The following is a 19,175-nucleotide window of genomic DNA, read 5'->3' on the forward strand; positions in this document are numbered from 1 at the left end:
CCGTTCCGGCCAAACCCGGATGGCGGGCAGACCTCAGCTGGAGCGACATTTGGCCAGACAATCCTCTTCGAATGCCGGGCGGGCGGCGGAAATCCTGATCCTGCTGGGACAGGCCGACCGCAAGGGCATGGCGCTGGCGGCCCTGGCAGCCGCTACGGGCGAGGCGAAATCCTCGGTCCACCGGACACTGGTGGCATTGGCCGAATACGGGCTGGTCGTGCAAAACGGCAATCGCGGCAATTACATGCTGGGGCCGGCCACCTATGCGCTGGCTCATCGCAGCCTTGGCGTGAACGAGATCGTCGCCACATATCGCCCGGCCCTCATCGACATCACCGGGCGCACCCAATTCTCGACCTATCTCATGGTGCGTTCAGGGCTGGATACGATCTGCCTAGATTACCAGATGGGTCAGATCGTCGCGCAACCCTATGTCTCGGGCATCGGCGGACGGATCCCGATGGGGGTCGGCATCTCGGGTGTCTGCATTCTCGGCATGATGGACGCACGCAGCCGCGACCGCTGCCTGGACCTGCTGGAGGATCGCCTGGCCCAATGGGATCTGACCCGGCCGCAAATCGAAGCGGAAATAGCCGAGTTTCAGCGCCTGGGCTTCATGCGGGGCATCCGCCGCAGCGCGGGTATCGAAAGCCTGACGCTGACCGTGCCGATCAACAATGACCACCTGCGCGGGATGGAGACCGCGATTTCGCTTCTGGCACCGCTGAACGTCCTTGACGCCGCTGGCGAGCGGGCGGCGATCGCCGTCATGCACGACGCCATCTCGACGGCCGAGCGGCATGCCAGTTCCCCGACCCGCAGCGACGATATGTCTGGCAGATGACCCGATGGAAGAAAGCATGACGCGAACCGTGATGATTTCCGGCGCCTCGCGCGGGATTGGCGCCGCGATTGCGCAACGGATGCAGGCGGCGGGCTGGAATGTCAGCCTCGGCCTGCGCCGTCCCGAGACGGCAGACCCTGACACGCCGCAGCGCCTTGCCTGCCGCTATGACGCGCTGGAGCCGGATTCGGAGCGCGCCTGGATCCGCGCAACCATCGCCCGGTTCGGCCGGCTGGATGGGCTGGTGCTGAGCGCAGGCATCCACAGCCGCGCCACCGTGCTGGAGGCCGCCGACGAGGAATTCGATCAGTTGATCGCAGTGAACGTGAAATCGCCGATGCGGCTGGCCCGGCTTGCATGGCCGCATCTTGAAGCCCTGCCGGACGGCAAGCCGCATCCTGGCCGGATCGTGCTGATGTCCTCGCTGTCGGGCAAGCGGGTGAAATCGGCAGGTTCGGGCCTTTACGGCATTTCCAAGTTCGCGCTGATGGGGCTGGCGCAGGGCCTGCGACAATGCGGGCGCGACAATCGCGTGCGCACCACCGCGATCTGTCCCAGCTTTGTCGCGACGGACATGGCGGCAGGCGTCGTCCAGGACATGTCCAAACTGACCCGGCCCGAAGACATCGCCGCCATCGTGGAAACCGTCCTGGGCCTGCCTCCCACCGCCTCGGTCGCCGACATTCCCGTCCACTGGTCGGTCGAGGATTGCTATTGAGGAACATGGCCATGCGATCATCACCGCTGATCTTTGCCGCCGAGGCGCTGGCGGCGCCGGAAGGAACCGTCTTCGTCGACACCCGCCCCAGGGACGATTGGGCAAAGGCAACGATTCCCGGCGCCACCTGCCTGAACGTCTACGACTATTTCATCGCCCACAGCGACGAGAGGGGCATTGCCGCGATGGTGGCTGGCACCCGCGCGGCGTTCCGGCAGCTTGGCCTCGACCGGGCGCCGCTGGTCGTTTTCTTCGAAGAGCAGACGGGGATGCGGTCGCCGCGCGGGCTGTGGTTCCATGAGCTTTGCGGCTTCGACGGCGGCCGCATTCTCGACGGCGGGCTGGCTGCCTGGCGCGCGGCGGGCGGTGGGACCGCCGCCGGAGCCGGTGCGACCGGCAGGATCGGCGACGGCGATCCAGCACAGGCAGGCGCCTTTCGCAGCGAACTGGTCGCAGCCACCGAGGAATTGCTGGAGCCGGGTGCGCCGGAGTTGCATGTCCTGGACGCCCGCCGCCCTGCCGAATGGGACGGAAGCTATGTCCACGCCTGCTGCGCCCGCGCGGGCCGCATCCCCGGCGCGGACCTGCTGTTCTATGAAGACCTGTTGCAGGACGGCCGCTATCGCAGCCCCGACGAGATCCGCCGCATCGCCGCGGCGGCGGGCTTTGGGCCGGGCCAGCGCATCGTCACCTATTGCCACCGGGGCGCACGGGCGGCGACCACGCTTTACGGGCTGCGCTCGGCCGGCTTCGACAATGTCGCCATCCATCCCGGCAGTTGGCACGAATGGGCGGGCGAGCCCGACCTGCCCGCCGTCGAAGGAACCGGCGCCTTCGTCCACCGCTGAGGCGTGGAAGCACGAGGGGCGCCAGAAATACGGCACCCCCTCCCCGTCACGATGGCCGGGTCACAGCTTCGCAAGCTGCTCGGCATGGGGATAAAGCGCCGGCGAGCCGCCCGTGTGCAGGAACAGCACCCGCGCCCCCTTCGGAATCGTGCCGTCCTCGACCAGCCCCAGAAGGCCCGCCATGCCCTTGCCGGTATAGACCGGGTCCAGCAGCAGCCCCTCTTGCATGGCCAGACGCTTGATCGCGGCATTGCCCGCCTCGGAGGGCACGGCATAGGCCTCGCCGAAATAGCCGGTCTCGACATGGATCTCCTCGGGCCGCCACACCCGGTCCAGTCCAACCAGCTTGGCCCCCTCGGTCGCCATCGGCGCGATGCGGTCGGGAAAGGGGACGGCCGAGCCCGAAACAGCGATGCCGATTGCCTTGGTGCCGGGCCAGTATTGCGTCAGGCCGATCTCGATCCCGGCCAGCGTGCCGCCGGACCCGACAGCAGTGACGATGACATCCGGCGCAGGCAGGGCAAGGGCGGCGAATTGCTCGGCCAACTCGCGCACCGCGCTGGCATAACCCAGCGCGCCAAGCGGCGTCGCCCCGCCGACCGGCATGATATAGGGTTCCTGCCCCCGTTCGCGCGCACGGTCGGCATGGGCCTGCATCCGCGGCCCGATCAGGTCGAAATAGGCGTCGGGGTCCAGAAACTCGATCTCGGCCCCGAACAGCCGGTCGAGCAACAGGTTCCCCTGAAAGCCGGACGGTTCATTGCCGCGCAGCACCAGGACCGGGTGCATGCCGAAATGCCGCGCCGCCGCAGCCGTCATGCGGGCATGGTTCGACTGGTGCCCGCCCGTGGTGATCAACACCTTCACCCCCCGCGCCACGGCATCGGCCATCAGGTATTCCAGCTTGCGCACCTTGTTCCCGCCGCCACCGAAGCCGATGTAATCGTCGCGCTTGACGAACAGCTCGATCCCCAGATCCGCGCCCAGCCGCATCAGCCGCTCCACAGGCGTCGGTGCGAATGCAAGCGGGATCTTCGGGACATCTCCAAGTTTCATCGTGTCATCTTCCTGTGCAGATTGCGTCCTCTTGCGAGGACGTGGGCAAGGCAATGCGTCTTGGATGGAAAAACCTTGCATTGCCTCGGTTATGAATGAAGATATATCATATATTTCTATTGGCAAGCCGCTCCGGCCATCGCGTGCATCTCGGCGCGCATCGCCGCGGAGCACAGCCAGAAGACGCGAGGAGTGCCGATGACAGACCCCGTGCTTTCCGTCGCCGACCTGCGTGTGGCGTTTCGTGGCCGTCGCGGCTGGACAGAGGTCGTGCATGGCCTGGATTTCGACATCGCCCCCGGCGAAACGGTGGCGCTGGTCGGCGAAAGCGGCTCGGGCAAAAGCGTGACCTCGCTGGCGGTGATGCGGTTGCTGGACCCGGCCGCCAGCAGGATCACCGGCTCGGTCCGGCTGGAGGGGCGCGACCTGCTGTCCCTTTCCGAAGGCGCGATGCGCCGCATCCGGGGCGACCGGGTCGCGATGATCTTCCAGGAACCGATGACCTCGCTGAATCCGTCGATGAAGATCGGCGAGCAGATCGCCGAGGTTCTGACGACCCATCGCGGCATGGACCGGCAGAAGGCCATGGCGGAAACCGTTCGACTGCTGGAGCGGGTGCGCATCCCGGCGGCCAAGCGGCGAATGCTGGAATATCCGCACCAGTCCTCGGGCGGGATGCGGCAGCGCTTCATGATCGCCATGGCCCTGGCCTGCCGGCCGCGCCTGCTGATCGCGGACGAGCCGACCACCGCCCTCGACGTGACGGTGCAGGCGCAAATCCTGGAGCTGATCCGCGAATTGCAGGCCGAGGAGCAGATGGCGGTGCTGTTCATCACCCATGACATGGGCGTCGTGGCCGAGGTGGCGGATCGCACGCTGGTCATGCTGCGCGGCGATGCGGTCGAACAGGGGCTGACCGCCGCAATCTTTGCCCATCCACAGCAGCCTTATACCCGCGCGCTTCTGGCGGCCGTGCCCCGGCTCGGCTCGATGGCCGGAACCGGCCGGCCCGCGCGATTCCCGCTGGTCGATGCGGCAACCGGCGCGGCCAGTCCCGGAACCGAATTGCCCGACACCCTGCGCGGCACGGCGCCGCTGCTCGAGGTGCGCGGGCTGACCACCCGCTATGATGCCGGCACGGACCTCCTGGGCCGGACGCAGGCGCGCGTTCATGCGGTCGAGAACGTCTCTTTCGACATCCGCCAGGGAGAGACGCTGGCCCTGGTGGGCGAATCCGGTTGCGGCAAATCCTCGACCGGGCGCTCGATCCTGCGGCTGACGCAGCCCTTCTCGGGCTCGGTAAGACTGGACGGAACCGAGCTACTGGAGCTTGACCGCCCGGCCCTGCGCCGAATGCGGCGGCAGATGCAGATGATCTTCCAGGACCCCTTCGCCAGCCTCGATCCCCGTCGCCGGGTCGGCGATGCCATTGCCGAGCCGATGGTGACGCATGGCCTGGCGCGGGGATCGGAACTGAAGGACAGGGTCGCGGACCTGCTGGCGCAGGTCGGGCTTTCCCCCGACATGGCGCGGCGTTTCCCGAACGAGTTCTCGGGCGGGCAGCGGCAGCGCATCTGCATCGCCCGCGCCCTTGGCATCGCGCCGAAGCTGATCGTCGCGGACGAGGCGGTGTCCGCGCTGGACGTGACCGTCAAGGCACAGGTAGTGAACCTGATGCTGGATCTTCAGGCCGAGCTTGGCCTGTCCTATCTGTTCATCAGCCATGACATGGCGGTGGTCGAACGGATCAGCCACCGCGTCGGCGTGATGTATCTGGGCGAGATCGTCGAGATCGGCCCTCGCGAGGCGATCTTTGGAGCCCCTGCGCATCCCTATACCCAGCGACTGCTCCAGGCGATCCCGGTACCCGACCCCGCCTTTCGCGGCAACCGACTCGCCGGTGAGTTGCGCGAGTTGAAAAGCCCCTTGCATCCGGTGGGTTATCAGCCCCCGGCCCGCGAATGGCGCGAGGTCTCGCCCGGCCATCTGGTGCAGGTTGCCGGCCCGGAATGGCAGGCCGCCTGAGCGGGATCAGCCGGGCAGGCGCGTGCCGATTCCCTGCCCCGACGCGGCGCGCAGCAGCCGCGCCGCCAGCGCGATATCGAAGATGTTCAGCCCGAAGCTCGAAAAATAGACCGACTCGCCCGGCGCGGGCCGCCAGCCGTCGCAAAGGATGGCCGGCAGGTCGGCCGCGACCTGTGCGGGATCGAAAAGCCCCGCCCGATACATCTGGAACAGGCTTTTAGCACTGGTCCGGGCGAACTCGCCCCACAGGTCGCACGTCACCCGGTCGAAGGCGGCGATGCCCGCGAAGCTTATCTCGTGAAAGCCTATCTGAAGGACCAGCCGGCCGCCGGTCGCCGCTTCGGGACCAAGGAAGGGCTGAGGCGCGGAACTGCACATCAGCACCGCCTCGGCATTCGCGATGGCCTGCTCGGGATCTGGATGGACGGTGATCCCCGGCCCCAGCCGCTCGACCTCACGACCCGAGCGGCTCCAAACCGCGATCCGCTCAAGGTCCGGGAACAGGGCGCGCAGCATGGCGAGATGCGCCCGCGCCTGCGCACCCGCGCCCAGCAAGGCGATCCGCCGCAGACCGGGCCGCAATGCGCGCAGCACATGGGCCGAAACGGCGGCCGTCCGCACCCGCGTCAGCAGCGCCGCTTCCACCATGCCCAAGGGCCGGGCGGTGGCCAGATCCTCGATCAGCGTGGTCGACGTGATAGCCTCGCCGTCCTCGGGTGCAGCGGGCCGATGCACGGTCCATTTGATCCCGGCGGCGGCAAAGCGGCCCCCAAGCCGGGCCGGAAGCCCGTATGCCTTGGCGCGCGGATCATCGCCAAGCGGCAGCACGGATTCGGCAACCATCTCCGCATCGCCCCGACGCAACAGCCGCACAGCCTCGGCCACATCGTCCAGCGCGGCCTGCCAGTCCAGCGCGCCGGCGCGAAGCAGATCCTCGCGTCCCAGCCAGATCATGCCGCCATCCCTTGGATCCATGCCGAGACCGAGGCAATGAAACGGCCAAACCCCTCGATATGCAGGAACTCGTTGACGCCATGCGCATTGCCGCCCCGCCCCGAGCCACCGATCAGGAAGCTTTCGGTATGGCGGCCGAAGGCATAGGCCGGCGCGGCGCCGATCGCCCAGGGCCAGACCTGCGGCGCCGGACCACCGGCATAGGCATCGTGCAGGGCGCGGACGCCGACAGCGGACTCGAGAACCCGCGCGCCCGGATAGCTGTCATCGACGCGCAGCGCAGCCCCGGCAAAGACAGGCTCGGCGGCCAGCAGGTCGCGGATGCCCGCGACAAGTGCATCCGGTGCAAGGCTGGGCGGGGCGCGCAGATCGAACGCGGCCGTGGCCGCCGCGGGGATGACCGCGTCGCCGGCTACGGGATCGGTCGCCAAGGTGGCGATGTTGAAGGAAGCCGTGGTCAGGACATGGCGCAACAAAGCCTCGGGATCGAGGCAGCCGTATCGGGGCCGGGCGAAACAGGCTGCATGCCGGAAGCGCAGTTCGGCCGCAGGATCGAAATCCCGCGCCAGCGCCGCGACCACACGCGCAGCATCGGCATCCAGATCTATCTGCGCAAGCTCTCCGGTCTCGGGTCCGCCGATCCTTGCCAGCACATCGACCAGAACCCGTGCGGGATTGGCGATCCATGGCGCATTCGAGGAATGGATGGCCCGCGCAGGGCCGCCCCAGCCCCCCGCAGCCACCTCCAGCCTGCCCTTGGCCATGCCGGAAAACCCCAGATACAGCCGGGGCGGCCCGCCGCCATATTCGCAGAAGGACGGGAACAACGCCCCCACCGAAGGTCGCAGCGGGCAGTCCGGCGCCGCCAGCCAGCGGCGCAACGCGGGCGAGGCGCGCTCTTCCTGCCCGTCCAGCAGGATTTCGACATTGACGCGCAGCCGGCCGGAGCGCTTCAGGTCGCGCAGTGCGATCAGCATGCCGGCCAGCGGCCCCTTGTTGTTCTCGGCCCCCCGCGCGACGAAGGCACGGCCGATACCGGGCATATCCGCGATGCCGCCCGCCCAGGGGTCGTGCAGCCAGCCCTCGGGCGTGGCGGGCATGACGTCATACATGTTGTAAAGCAGCACCGTGCGGGCCGAGCCGCTGTCGATCCGCGCATGGATCACCGGTGCCGGCTCGGTTTCGGACGGGGAAGAGGACAGCAGCGCCGCGCCCAGTTCGCCGGACAGCCAGGATCGCAACTCGCGGGCCTGCCGCATCTGGCTGGCGGGATCGCCGGCGTGCGATGGGATCGCGCACCAGCGCGCCGTCAGGGCAAGGGCATCATCCAGCGCGCTCACAGCCGGATCCGCGGGTTGAGCCAGGTATAGGCGATATCGACCAGGAAATTGGCTATGACGAAAACGGCGGCGGTGAACAGCACCACCGCCTGCACGACGGGGAAATCGCGGTTCTGGATCGCCTCGACCGCCAGCCTTCCGATGCCCGGCCAGGCAAAGACGATCTCGGTCACCAGCGCCCCGCCCAGAAGCGCCGCGAAATACATGCCCTGCACGGTGATCACCGGGATCATGGCATTGCGCAACCCGTGCCGCACGACGATCCGCCACTGGCCAAGCCCCTTGGCGCGGGCGGTTCGGATATAGTTCTGGCCCAGCACCTCGATCAGCGAGGCGCGGACCAACCGGGTCATGGCCGACACATAATAGGCTCCCAGCGCGATGGACGGCATGACCAGATGCTGCCAGCCCCCCATCCCCGACGAGGGCAGCCACCGCAGGCGCAGCGAGAAGAGCAGGATCATCAGCAGCGCAAGCCAGAAGACCGGCACCGCCTGCCCCAGCAGGGCGATGACGCGGATGACGAAATCCAGCCCCGAATTCTTGCGCACGGCCGAGACGACCCCCAGCACCATGCCGATGGCCGAGGACCAGATGAGCGCCGAAAGAGCCAAAAGCGCGGTCGCCGGCAGGCGCTCCCACAAGAGATCGGTCGCCGGCCGCTGATAGCGCAGCGACAGGCCCAGATCGCCTTGAAGCAGATTGCCGAGAAAACGCAGATACTGCAGCCAGATCGGATCGTCGAAGCCCATGGCCCGGCGAAACGCTTCGATCTCGGCTTGGCTGGCGTCGGGCGACATCATCAGCGCGGCGGGATCGCCGGTCAGGAACAGCGCGAAAAAGACCAGCGCCGACACGCCCAGCATCACCACCAACCCCTGAAGCGCACGCGAAAGCAGAAAGCGCAGACCCTTCATGGCAGTTACGACATCTTCATATCGGCCCGGCGGACCAGCCAGTCGCCAAGCAGGTTGCAGCCGACCACCACCGCCCCGATCATCAGGCCAGGATACAGCACCAGCCAGTCGGCAATCAGGATGAAGGATCGCCCCTCGCCGATCAGGTTGCCAAGCGTGGGCCAGGGCGGCTGCACGCCGAGGCCCAGAAAGCCGACCGACGCCTCAAGGATGATGAGGCGCGGCAGGTCCAGCGTCAGCAGCACGGTCAGCGGGGCAACGATATTGGGCAGGACATGGCGGAGGATGATCGTGCCGTCGCTCTGGCCGATGGCGCGGGCGGCCTCGACATATTCCAGTTCGCGCACCGCCAGGGTCTGCCCCCGCGCGACGCGCGCGAATACCGCCCAACCTGTCAGCCCCAGGATCGCCACCAGGTTGGCGATGCTTGGCCCAAGGATCGCCACGAACAGCAGGATCAGAAGGATGAAGGGAATCGCCAGCTGGATGTCCACCAGCCGCATGATCAGCACGTCCATCCAGCCGCCGAAATAACCCGCAACCATGCCCAGGATCGTGCCCAGAACGACCGAGATCGCGGCCGAGGCCAGCACGATCCCCAGCGAGATCAGCGTGCCCAAGCCCAGCCGGGCCAACAGATCCCGGCCAAGCTGGTCGGTGCCAAGCGGATGCAGCCCCGCCTCGGTCATCGTCATCGGAGGCTTGAACGTGGCAGTCAGGGTGCCGCGCAGCGGGTCCAGGGGCCAGAACAGCGGCACAAGGATGCTGGCTGTCACGACCGCGACGATCAAAAGCACCGCAAACACGGCATCCTCGTTTCCCCGCAGCCTTGCCCCGGTCCACATCCCGTCAGTCCTTCGTGATGTCGAACAGGACGATGCGGGCATCCGGGCGGCCCTCGAAATGCACGTCCGACGCACGGCCCAGCAGTGCGTCCTCGCGGTAAAGCGAGATCAGCGGCACTTCCCTCGCGGCAAGTTCCTGCACCTCATGCAGCACTTTTTCGCGCGCTGCAGGATCGACGACCTGCCGGCTTTCGTCCAAGAGCCGGTCCAGTTCAGGTAAGGTCGCGCCGGAATAGGGCTCGCCCGAGCGCATGATGGCATAGATCGCTGCATCGGCATCCAGCGTCTGCGTCGAGCCCCAGCCCAGCATGTAGATCGGGCCGTCGAAGGGCTGCTTCTGCGTATAGACCGACCATTCCAGCACCTGCTGGTTCACCTTGACGCCGACATCGCCAAGCTGTTGGGCAATGGCCTGCGCCACCTCGTTGTTCTTCATATAACGGGTTGAGGATTGCATGGTGATCTCGAAACCGTCGGGAAGGCCCGCTTCGGCCAGCAGCTTGCGCGAAAGCTCGGGGTCGTAGGCCGGGACCGGCAGGTCAAGATAGCCGAAATCGCTCTTGCCGACCTGACCTCCGACCGGAGTTGCCATGCCTTGCAGCAGGTTGTCGGTGATCCCCTGGCGGTCGATCGCGTGATTCAGTGCCTGACGCACCTTCACGTCATCCAGTGGCTCCTTGTCCATGCGCAAGCCAAGATAGATCGTCAGGCCCCCATCCTTGACCTGGACAAGCTCCACATCGGGAGAAGCGGTCAGCATCGGCGCCAGATCCACCGGCACGTCCTCGATCAGGTCCACCTCGCCGGTGACGAGCGCGGTGATGCGGGCGGTGCTATCGGGAATCGGGCGCCAGGTCACTTCGTCCAGCGCCGGCTTGCCGCGCCAGTAGTTCTCGTTGGCCGCCAGCACCACCCGCTCATCGGGCACGAATTCCACGAACCGGTAGGCGCCGGTTCCCACCGGCTGCGAGGCGAACTTGGCATCGCCCATCTCCGCTACGTATTTCGGCGGCACGATGTAGGCGGGATAGCGGCTCATCCGGGTCGGCAGCAGGGGATCGGGCGCCGACGTCGTGATGCGCACGGTCAGCGGATCCACCACCTCGACCGACGCGACAGTGCGGATATAGGATATCGCCGGCGAGTTCGCCGCAGGGTCCAGCACGCGGTCGATGGTGAACTTGACCGCCTCGGCATCGAAGGGCTCGCCATTGTGGAAGGTGACGCCTTCCCGCAGCTTGAATTCCCAGGTCAGATCATCGACAGCGCGCCATTCGGTGGCCAGGCCGGGGACAAGGTTCATCTGCTTGTCGCGCATGACCAGCGTGTCGAAGATGTTGTCCACGATGGTCGCGGCCTCGCGCATGAAGCCTGGGTCCATCGCATTGGTCGAGACGGCGCGGCCGATGACCAGTTCCGTGTCCTGTGCAAGAGCGGGGATCGCAGGGATCGCAAGCGCGACCCCGAGTGTCAGAGCGGAAAGAAGACGCATCAGTTTTCTCCTGTTGGTGGGCCACCCCTTGCCTGACCATCATTCCGACGGAATCGCCTTTGCGCAAGTGAAAATATATCATATATTGTCATTCGACATGCGACTTCTGCGCTTGTGCTGATAGGATGTGCATTGTGTCACGCGAGGAATGGCATTGGATTTTGAAGCATTTGAACAGGTGCCCCGCCGCAGCCTGGTTTCGCATGTCGAGGCGCAGATCCGCGACGCATTGGTCGAAGGCAGGCTCGCACCCGGCACGCGGCTTGTGACGAAGGAACTGGCCGACAGGCTGGGAACGTCGATCACCCCGGCGCGCGAAGCGCTTGTGCGTTTCGCGGCTTCGGGCATTCTTGCGGCCGAGCCGGCTTCCTCCTTCCGGGTTCCAGAACTGACCGAGGAGCGGCACGAAGAAATCAGGCTGATCCGCAAGCGTGTCGAGGGGCTGGCGGCCGAGATGGCGGCGCAGCGCATCACCGGGGAAGGCATCGCCAGGCTGGAGACGCAGATCGCCGCATATACCGACCTACGGCACGGACCGGATCTTCACGCGGCCCTAAAAGCGAACAAGGAACTGCGCTTCGCCCTTTACAGGGCGGCCGAGATGCCGACTCTGCTTCAGGTCATCGAGACCCTTTGGCTTCGCGCGGGTCCCGGCTTTGCCTACCTGCCTCGCAGTATCGGCAGCGCGGGCGAGGATCACCAGAATTATACCCATCTTGTCCAGGCCCTTCGCGCACGCGATTCCCTCGCGGCCAGCTCTGCCATCATGCGGGCGATCGACGATGGGGCCGATCAAGTGCTGTTTGCGTTGCGCCGCCGACAGGAAGCATAAGCATCGGCGAACGTGCTCCGCCTGTGCGGATGAATAATCTGGCGCGCCATTGCACGATGCCCCAAGCTTGCAGGGCCAGTTCCATCACGTTGCCGGGGCGAAGGCAATTAAAGCCGGCACGTCGCAACGAGTGTGTGGTCATTCCGAAAGACGGGATAAGGGCAAGTCTGCGATGGTGATGGTGTCGCCGCAAAGTGCCACCAGTGGCCAGATGAAACGGGCAACCAATAGGAAAACTTTCCTAAGATTTTGTTATATTTGAATTATGAGTGATTTATGACAGCAGTGGTTGCGGGGGCAGGATTTGTAAACTGTTTCGCAATGTCCAAAGCGATCATCCCGCCCTGCCTCACAATAGCAGCCTGAGGCCTTGCACGCAACGCATACTCAACTGCGCGCCCTGCTCCGCCGAACCCAATCCGCCCCGCCGTAGCTTACCGCATAGATGAAGACCTCGCGCACGTCATCATCGACTGCGAACACCACGATGCCCTTTCGTCCGGCCGGGATCGCCCGAAGCCCCGGAGAGATCTCATCGCGTCTGCTCCCCTTGTGCGGGGTCAGCGCGAGACTGCGGATCACCTGTTCGATTTCATCAAGCTTGGCCGCAGCACTGGATGCTCCCGCATAGTCAGAGATCCATTCGGCAATCCAGTCGAGGTCGTCGGCTACCGAAGGATGGAAGCGAATGCGGTAGGTCACCTCTCACCAGATGCCAGGCGGGCGCGAGCCCGGGCGAATACCTCATCACCATCAACGAAGGCATCGCGTGGCGTCTGCAGCCTGCTTCGGATCTCGTCGGCGAAGACACCGAGCGCGATCTCGCGCTCCTCCTCGTCCTGGATCATCTGCTCCAGCGCAGCCGCGACGAGCGCAGATTGCGAGGCGAAGACACCTGCCCCGACCTTCTCCGTCAGGAAACGGTGATGGCGGTCCGTGAAACTCAGCGTGGTTTTAACTGTCATGAAAGCCCCCACAGTATGACTACATCATACCTGAAGCAGCTTCGGACTCAATCCATTTCGACGAGCAGCATACAGCATACAGATGGCTCTGTTGCACAAATCGGCTGATGGCCGGGGTTCCCCTTTCCCCGGACAGACTTATCCCACGGGCTCTGTGACAGGGATGCCGAGCGCGGTGTAGCCGTTCAGAACGGCGATACGGACCTGAAGCTCCGCGACCTGTCGGTCGAAGTCCCGCGCCATGAGGCGCTGCCCCAGCAGTTTCACACAGTGCATCTTCGTTTCGACGCGGCTTCGGCGGTGGTATCCGCTCCATCGTCGCCAGAGAGCACGACCGAGGTATTTCGATGCCCGCAGCGCTTCGTTTCGTGCGACCGCGCCGGCGGTGACGGTCTTCCACGGCTTGGCATTCTTGCGAGGCGGAATGACAGCGCGGGCGCCGCGGTCAGCGATTGCATCGTGGCATTTGCGGGTGTCGTAGGCACCGTCGGCAGTGACGCTGCTGATCTGCTCGTACGCTGGGATCTGGTTGAGCAGGTCGGGTAAGACCGGTGCATCGCCGATATGGCTCCCTGTGACCTCGACTGCGCGAACCTCCAGTGTTTCCTCGTCGATCCTGAGATGGATCTTGCGCCAGACGCGCCGTTTGGGTCCACCATGCTTGCGGGCGTGCCACTCGCCTTCGCCCTCGACTTTGATACCCGTGCTGTCGATCAGCAGGTGCAGCGGCCCCTTGGAGCCGCGATACGGGATGTTCACGGCCAGGGTCTTCTGGCGGCGGGACAGGGTGCTGAAGTCGGGCACCGCCCAGTCGAGGCCGACCAGCCGCAGTAGGCTTTCGACGAAGCCTGTCGTCTGCCGAAGCGCCATGCCGAACAGCACCTTCATCGAAAGGCATGTCTGGATGGCGGCATCGCTGTAGGTCTGCTGGCGGCCACGCCTACCTGTCGGCGCGGCATCCCAGCTCATCTCGGGATCGAACCAGATCGTCAGCGAGCCGCGGCGCTTGAGCGCTTCATTGTAGGCTGGCCAGTTCCTGGTCCTGTAGGTCGGGGGTGTAGGTCTGCTCATGTATCCCAGCTACCACGCTGGATTCATGAGATGAATCCCACACGGGATTTGTGCAACAGAGCCCCGGCTCCTGCGATGGCACGATGAAGTGCTCACCCTTGAGCTGCTGCCAGTCGAGCCGACCCTCCTGCGCGAGAGGATGGGCTTCGGGAAGCGCAACATGCACCCGTTCCTGCCAGAGCTCGATCTGATCGCAATCCTCGATCCGCCCGTTGCCGGTCAGGAAGACGATGTCGAGATCACGCGCCCGGATCGCCCGCAGATGTTCCCGGCGTCCGCCATCGCGGATCTGCAATCCCACCCCGTCGAAGGCGCCGCGCCAGGCCTCAACCAGATCACGCAGGAAGCCTCCGGCCAGAGTGGTCAGGATACCGACCCGCACCACACCGTCTTCAACCCGCCCTGCCGAACCTGCATGTTGAATGGCGGCCTCAATCTGGATTATCGCCGGCAGCACGTTGTCGAGGAAGCGCGCCCCGGCATCGGTAAGGCGCACTCCCATCGTGCTGCGTTGGAACAGCGAGACCCCTAGACTGTCCTCAAGATCCCGGATGCTACGGCTGACGGTGGAAACCCTTGCATCAAGAGCATATGCCACCTTGCTGAAACTGAGGAGTTCGGATGCGGCCAGCACATAGCGGACCGCTCTAAGATCGAATGGCAGACCACTTGCTGTCCATTGCACGGGGCGGTTCCACAAGGGAGTTTCTTCCCATTGTCTCATCTGATGCCCCCTAGGGCGTGTTGACAAAAGGGATTCACCGGGCGCGGTGATCGTGATTCAAGCTGGTATCTGCAATGGAGACCAGCGTGGCACGAAACCTGATGTCGAACGACGAGTGGGCGTTCTTTGAACGCTTCATCCTGGCTGTCCGTTCTCCGAACGGCCGCAAGCCCACGAACCATCGGCTTGTTCTGGATGGGATTTTCTGGATCGCCCGAACGGGGTCGCCCTGGCGCGACCTGCCGGAAGAGTTCGGCAAATGGTCGTCTGTCTATCGGCAGTTCCGGCGCTGGACGTTGGCGGGGCTGTGGGAACAGATCCTGGAGGCGCTGAACGAGAGCCGGATCGTGCCGGATGCGCTGCAGATGATCGACAGCACCGTGGTTCGCGCTCATCATCAGGCAGCGGGCGCAAAAGGGGGACTCCGCGCCAAGGTTTCGGCCGCTCGCGAGGTGGCTTCACGACCAAGATCCATCTGCGGGTCAATGCGGCAGGCCTGCCCATGAGAACCGAGATCACGGCCGGGCAGACATCGGACTACCTCGGCTTCGATCTGGTCATGGCTGACAACCTGCCCGAGCCAAGCGTTCTGCTCGCAGACCGCGGCTACGACTCCGACAACATCCGCAAGACCATGGAGGTGCGCGACGTGGTGCCGGTCATCCCCATGCGCAAAACCCGGAAGCTACGGGTCGCCGTTGACCGCAGGCTCTACCGCCTGCGCAATCTCGTTGAGCGGTGCTTCAACAAGCTCAACAATGCCCGTCGCGTCGCCACCCGCTACGACAAGACCGCCGAAAGCTTCCTGGGCTTCATCGACATCACGTCGATCCGCCTCTGGCTCCGCCATTTGTCAACATGACCTAAAGGCTTCCCAAAACCGTTCACAATCAAACCTGCATCACAATATGCTCAGGTCCGACGGTACGGAACCTCCTTGTCGCGGGGATAAAATCGACAGCTCTAACTGGACTGGGAATCTCGTCACTTGACAATTTGCGACGTTGGCGGCGTTGCGAAGGGTCGGGCAGCAGCACCGCCGACAGCAGCTTTTGCGTATAGGGATGCTGCGGGTTGCCGAAGATCGCCGAGCGCGGGCCGATCTCGACGATCTCGCCCAGATACATCACCGCGACGCGGTGGCTGATGCGTTCGACCACCGCCATGTCATGACTGATGAACAGGTAGCTGAGGCCCAGGTCGGCCTGCAATTCCAGCATCAGGTTGACGATCTGTGCCTTGACCGACACGTCCAGCGCCGAGACGGATTCGTCCGCCACGATCAGCTTGGGCCGCATCGCCAGCGCGCGGGCGATGCAGATGCGCTGGCGCTGGCCGCCCGAGAATTCATGCGGGAAGCGTTCGCGCACCGCCGGCGACAGGCCGACGCGGGTCAGCAAGCCGTCGACGATCTCGCGCGACTTGCCGGCATTAGCCAGGCCGTGGACCAGCAGCGGCTCGGCAATGGCGTCGCCGACGCTCTGACGCGGGTCGAGGCTGGCGAAAGGATCCTGAAAGATCATCTGCATCCGGCAGCGCTGCTTGCGCAATTCGGCCTCGGAGAGATCGGACAGGCGCTTGCCCTCGACCACCACCTCGCCGGCGACCGGCTTTTCCAGATGCAGCAGCGTGCGGCCGGTGGTGGACTTGCCGCAGCCGCTTTCGCCGACCAGCGCCAGCGTCTCGCCGGGGCGCAGGTCGAAGGACACGTTCTCGACCGCATGGACCCGGCCGCGCACCCGGCGCAGGATGCCGCCGCGAATGTCGAAGCGGGTGGTCAGGTTGCGGACCTGCAGGATCGGCGCCGCGCCGGGGTCGACCGTGCCGTCGGCCAGGTCGGGGGTGGTTTCCTGCCCGGCCTCGTCCATCACCGGGAAGGGCATCGGCTTGTCGGACGCCCCCATCGAGCCAAGCTGCGGCACGGCATGGATGAGGCTGCGAGTATAGGGATGCGCGGGGCGGGCAAAGATGTCGATGCAGCTGCCCTCTTCCAGCACGTCGCCGCGGCGCATGACCAATGCCCGGTCGGCCACATCCGCCACCACGCCCATGTCATGGGTGATAAACAGGACGCCCATGTTTTCCTCGTCCTGCAGCTCCTTGATCAGCTCCAGGATCTGCGCCTGCACGGTCACGTCCAGGGCCGTGGTCGGCTCGTCCGCGATCAGCAGCTTGGGCTTGCAGGCCAGCGCCATGGCGATCATCACCCGCTGCCGCATGCCCCCGGAAAACTGGTGCGGGAATTCGTGCAGCCGGCGGGCGGCGGCGGGGATGCGGACGCGTTCCAGCAGCGCCAGCGCCTCGCGCGTCGCGTCGGCCTGCGACATGCCGCGATGGATGCGCAGCGATTCGCCCAGTTGCTGCGCCACCGTCATGGTGGGGTTCAGCGAGGTCATCGGCTCCTGAAAGATCATCGCGATCTGTTCGCCGCGGATCGCCGCCATCTGGCGCTCGGTCTTCTGGGTCAGATCCTCGCCGTCGAACAGGATCTGGCCCTTGGCGATGCGGGCGCCGTAGGCCGGCAGCAGCCGCATGATCGACAGCGCCGTGACCGACTTGCCCGAGCCGGATTCGCCGACCACGGCGACCGTCTCGTTGCGGCGGATTTTCAGCGACAGGTCCTTGACCGCTGGGGTCCAGGCGCCGCCGACGCGGAACTCGGTGCGCAGGTTGCGGATGTCGAGGACGGGGTTCTGCGATTGGTCGGTCATCATGCCTGCCTTTTCACTCGACGCGGGTCTTGGGGTCGATGGCATCGCGCAAGGCGTCGCCCAGGATGTTCAGCGCCAGCACGGTCAGAAGGATCGCGATGCTGGGAAACACCGCCAGCCACCAGCTGTCCAGGATATTGTCGAAGCCTTCGCGGATCATGCTGCCCCAGGTCGGCGTCGGCGGCGCGACCCCCAGGCCGATGAAGCTGAGCGACGCCTCGGTGCGAATGGCGCTTGCCATCCACATCGAGCCCATGACCACGACTTCCGACACCATGTTCGGGAAGATGTGCCGCCCCATCAGCCGGCCACGGCTGAAGCCCATGGCGCGGCCGGCCTCGATGAAGTCGCGCTGTTTCAGCGAGATGGTCGGCGCGCGGGCGACGCGGGCAAAGGGCGCGATCTCGGTGATGGCGATGGCGATGATCAGGTTTTGAAAGCTGGCCCCCAGCATCGCCGCGACCATCAGGCCCAGCAGCAGCGTCGGAAAGGACAGCATCACGTCCAGCACGCTCATCACCACGCGGTCGAAGGTGCCGCCGATGAAGCCCGACAGGATGCCGATGGCCGAGCCGATGACCATGGCGATGGCGACCGCCACCAGACCGATCACCAGCGAGATGCGGGCGCCGTAAAGGATGCGCGACAGCACGTCGCGGCCATAGGTGTCGGTGCCCAGCCAGAACTCGGCCGATGGCGGCTGAAGCCGGTGGATGATGTTCTGCTTCAGCGGATCATAGGGCGCGATCAGCGGCGCGAATACCGCAGCGCCGACGATGATCAGCAGCAGGCCCAGGCCAATCCAGGACAGCCGGTTGCGGCTGAAGGCGGTCCAGAAGGCGCTGCGGCGGCGGGGGGCGGGAATGGTGTCGGTGACGGTCATCAGCTCAGCTTCACTCTGGGATCGACGAGGCCATAGGCGATGTCGGTGAGGGTGTTGACCAGGATCACAAAGGTCGCAAAGACCACCATCAGACCCTGAAGCAGCGAATAGTCGCGGGCGTTCAGCGCACCAAGGATCAGCTTGCCGAGGCCGGGCCGCGAAAAGACGATCTCGGTCAGCACCGAATTGCCGATCAGCGTGCCGAAATACAGGCCCACCAAGGTCACCACCGGGATCAGCGCATTGCGCAGCGCGTGGCGCATGATCAGCCGCATCGGGCGCACGCCCTTGGCGCGGGCGGTGCGGACGTAATCTTCGTTCAGCACGTTCAGCATCGATGCGCGGGTGGCGCGGGTGATATAGGCCATCATGATCAGGCCAAGGTTGATCGCGGGCAGCGCAAGGTTGCGCAGATGGTCGGCAAGCCCGCTTCCGCCCGAACCGATGACCGGGAACCATCGCAGATGCACGGCGAAAGCCAGCAGCATCAGGATGCCCGAGACGAAGGCCGGAAACGACAGCCCGACCAGCGACAGGATGCGGCTGAAATAGTCGGGCCAGAAGTTGCGATAGATCGCGGCGGTGGCGCCCAGCGGCACGCCCAGCACCACGCCCAGCAGCAGCGCGGCGGCGGTCAGCTCCAGCGTATAGGGCAGCACCAGCGCCACCTCTTGCAGCACGGTGCGGCCGCTGGTCAGCGAGATGCCGAAATTGCCCGTCGTCATGTCGGTGACGAAGTGCAGGTATTGGATATAGATCGGCTGGTCCAGCCCAAGCTGGGCACGCAGCACGCGCAGCGATTCCTCGGTCGCCTGGTCGCCCAGGATGGTCAGCGCCGGATCGCCCGGCACCAGCCGCACCAGCACGAAGACCACCGTCAGCATCAGCAGCAGCGTCGGGATCGCAAGCAGCAGGCGGCGGATCACATAGTTGAGCATTGCGCCCCTCTC

At 65.3% G+C, this 19,175-nt stretch carries 18 protein-coding genes and 1 pseudogene; 6 read left to right on the plus strand and 13 right to left on the minus strand.

Annotation, left to right across the window (positions count from 1 at the left end):
* The first annotated feature begins 49 nt into the window (after positions 1–49).
* Genes ACNKFW_RS19550 through ACNKFW_RS19560 form a run of 3 tightly spaced genes read left to right on the plus strand, consistent with a single transcriptional unit; the run spans position 50 to position 2,410 of the window.
* Positions 50–844 (plus strand): helix-turn-helix domain-containing protein, encoded by a 795-nt coding sequence (locus ACNKFW_RS19550; protein ID WP_074990750.1) that lies wholly within the window; start codon positions 50–52, stop codon positions 842–844.
* Positions 845–860: 16 nt separating this feature from the next.
* On the plus strand, positions 861–1,562 hold the full coding sequence (locus ACNKFW_RS19555) for an SDR family NAD(P)-dependent oxidoreductase (protein WP_218152316.1): 702 nt from the start codon (positions 861–863) through the stop codon (positions 1,560–1,562).
* A gap of 11 nt (positions 1,563–1,573) precedes the next feature.
* Positions 1,574–2,410, plus strand: a complete 837-nt coding sequence (locus tag ACNKFW_RS19560) for a sulfurtransferase (RefSeq protein WP_074990767.1) — start codon at positions 1,574–1,576, stop codon at positions 2,408–2,410.
* Positions 2,411–2,470: 60 nt separating this feature from the next.
* Here ACNKFW_RS19560 and ACNKFW_RS19565 read toward each other — a convergent pair whose 3' ends face one another.
* Positions 2,471–3,466 carry a 1-aminocyclopropane-1-carboxylate deaminase/D-cysteine desulfhydrase gene (locus ACNKFW_RS19565; protein WP_074990747.1) on the minus strand — a complete coding sequence of 332 codons (996 nt, stop codon included), beginning with the start codon at positions 3,464–3,466 and terminating at the stop codon, positions 2,471–2,473.
* A 198-nt stretch (positions 3,467–3,664) separates the two neighbouring features.
* Here ACNKFW_RS19565 and ACNKFW_RS19570 point away from each other — a divergent pair, with 198 nt between their 5' ends.
* Positions 3,665–5,491: an ABC transporter ATP-binding protein gene (locus ACNKFW_RS19570; protein WP_074990746.1), complete on the plus strand. Its 1,827-nt coding sequence runs from the start codon at positions 3,665–3,667 to the stop codon at positions 5,489–5,491.
* Between the two features lie 6 nt (positions 5,492–5,497).
* On the opposite strand, the gene ACNKFW_RS19575 is transcribed toward ACNKFW_RS19570, so the two are convergent.
* Genes ACNKFW_RS19575 through ACNKFW_RS19595 form a run of 5 tightly spaced genes read right to left on the minus strand, consistent with a single transcriptional unit; the run spans position 5,498 to position 11,039 of the window.
* Positions 5,498–6,445: a hypothetical protein gene (locus tag ACNKFW_RS19575; protein WP_074990744.1), complete on the minus strand. Its 948-nt coding sequence runs from the start codon at positions 6,443–6,445 to the stop codon at positions 5,498–5,500.
* On the minus strand, positions 6,442–7,785 hold the full coding sequence (locus tag ACNKFW_RS19580; RefSeq protein ID WP_074990743.1) for a M20 family metallopeptidase: 1,344 nt from the start codon (positions 7,783–7,785) through the stop codon (positions 6,442–6,444). The genes ACNKFW_RS19575 and ACNKFW_RS19580 overlap by 4 nt, the downstream gene beginning before the upstream one ends.
* Positions 7,782–8,702, minus strand: coding sequence for an ABC transporter permease (locus tag ACNKFW_RS19585; RefSeq protein WP_036752876.1), 921 nt, complete (start codon positions 8,700–8,702; stop codon positions 7,782–7,784). The genes ACNKFW_RS19580 and ACNKFW_RS19585 overlap by 4 nt, the downstream gene beginning before the upstream one ends.
* Positions 8,703–8,707: 5 nt before the next feature.
* Entirely contained in the window at positions 8,708–9,547 is an 840-nt protein-coding gene (locus ACNKFW_RS19590) for an ABC transporter permease (RefSeq protein WP_074990741.1), read from the minus strand.
* A gap of 4 nt (positions 9,548–9,551) precedes the next feature.
* Entirely contained in the window at positions 9,552–11,039 is a 1,488-nt protein-coding gene (locus ACNKFW_RS19595; RefSeq protein ID WP_074990738.1) for an ABC transporter substrate-binding protein, read from the minus strand.
* Positions 11,040–11,193: 154 nt separating this feature from the next.
* On the opposite strand from ACNKFW_RS19595, the gene ACNKFW_RS19600 reads away from it, so the two are divergent.
* Positions 11,194–11,871, plus strand: a complete 678-nt coding sequence (locus ACNKFW_RS19600) for an FCD domain-containing protein (RefSeq protein ID WP_218152314.1) — start codon at positions 11,194–11,196, stop codon at positions 11,869–11,871.
* Positions 11,872–12,258: 387 nt separating this feature from the next.
* Here ACNKFW_RS19600 and ACNKFW_RS19605 read toward each other — a convergent pair whose 3' ends face one another.
* From ACNKFW_RS19605 to ACNKFW_RS19620, 4 genes are all read right to left on the minus strand, one after another.
* Entirely contained in the window at positions 12,259–12,573 is a 315-nt protein-coding gene (locus tag ACNKFW_RS19605) for a type II toxin-antitoxin system RelE/ParE family toxin (RefSeq protein WP_085502597.1), read from the minus strand.
* Positions 12,570–12,836, minus strand: a complete 267-nt coding sequence (locus ACNKFW_RS19610) for a hypothetical protein (protein WP_220185190.1) — start codon at positions 12,834–12,836, stop codon at positions 12,570–12,572. The genes ACNKFW_RS19605 and ACNKFW_RS19610 overlap by 4 nt, the downstream gene beginning before the upstream one ends.
* Before the next feature lie 138 nt (positions 12,837–12,974).
* Positions 12,975–13,907 carry an IS5-like element ISPko1 family transposase gene (locus tag ACNKFW_RS19615; protein WP_418025726.1) on the minus strand — a complete coding sequence of 311 codons (933 nt, stop codon included), beginning with the start codon at positions 13,905–13,907 and terminating at the stop codon, positions 12,975–12,977.
* Positions 13,852–14,631, minus strand: a complete 780-nt coding sequence (locus ACNKFW_RS19620) for a LysR family transcriptional regulator (protein WP_114669507.1) — start codon at positions 14,629–14,631, stop codon at positions 13,852–13,854. The genes ACNKFW_RS19615 and ACNKFW_RS19620 overlap by 56 nt, the downstream gene beginning before the upstream one ends.
* A gap of 101 nt (positions 14,632–14,732) precedes the next feature.
* Here ACNKFW_RS19620 and ACNKFW_RS19625 point away from each other — a divergent pair.
* Positions 14,733–15,493: pseudogene (locus ACNKFW_RS19625) on the plus strand (IS5 family transposase).
* Positions 15,494–15,521: 28 nt separating this feature from the next.
* On the opposite strand, the gene ACNKFW_RS19630 reads toward ACNKFW_RS19625, so the two are convergent.
* From ACNKFW_RS19630 to ACNKFW_RS19640, 3 genes are read right to left on the minus strand one after another with little or no spacing between them, the layout of a single operon-like run.
* Positions 15,522–17,345: an ABC transporter ATP-binding protein gene (locus tag ACNKFW_RS19630; protein WP_010400221.1), complete on the minus strand. Its 1,824-nt coding sequence runs from the start codon at positions 17,343–17,345 to the stop codon at positions 15,522–15,524.
* Positions 17,346–17,355: 10 nt separating this feature from the next.
* Positions 17,356–18,225 (minus strand): ABC transporter permease, encoded by an 870-nt coding sequence (locus ACNKFW_RS19635; RefSeq protein ID WP_010400220.1) that lies wholly within the window; start codon positions 18,223–18,225, stop codon positions 17,356–17,358.
* Positions 18,225–19,163, minus strand: coding sequence for an ABC transporter permease (locus tag ACNKFW_RS19640; protein ID WP_010400219.1), 939 nt, complete (start codon positions 19,161–19,163; stop codon positions 18,225–18,227). The genes ACNKFW_RS19635 and ACNKFW_RS19640 overlap by 1 nt, the downstream gene beginning before the upstream one ends.
* Positions 19,164–19,175 lie beyond the last annotated feature (12 nt).

It is taken from the genome of Paracoccus sp. TD-10 (assembly GCF_048270675.1).
Lineage (GTDB): Bacteria > Pseudomonadota > Alphaproteobacteria > Rhodobacterales > Rhodobacteraceae > Paracoccus > Paracoccus pantotrophus.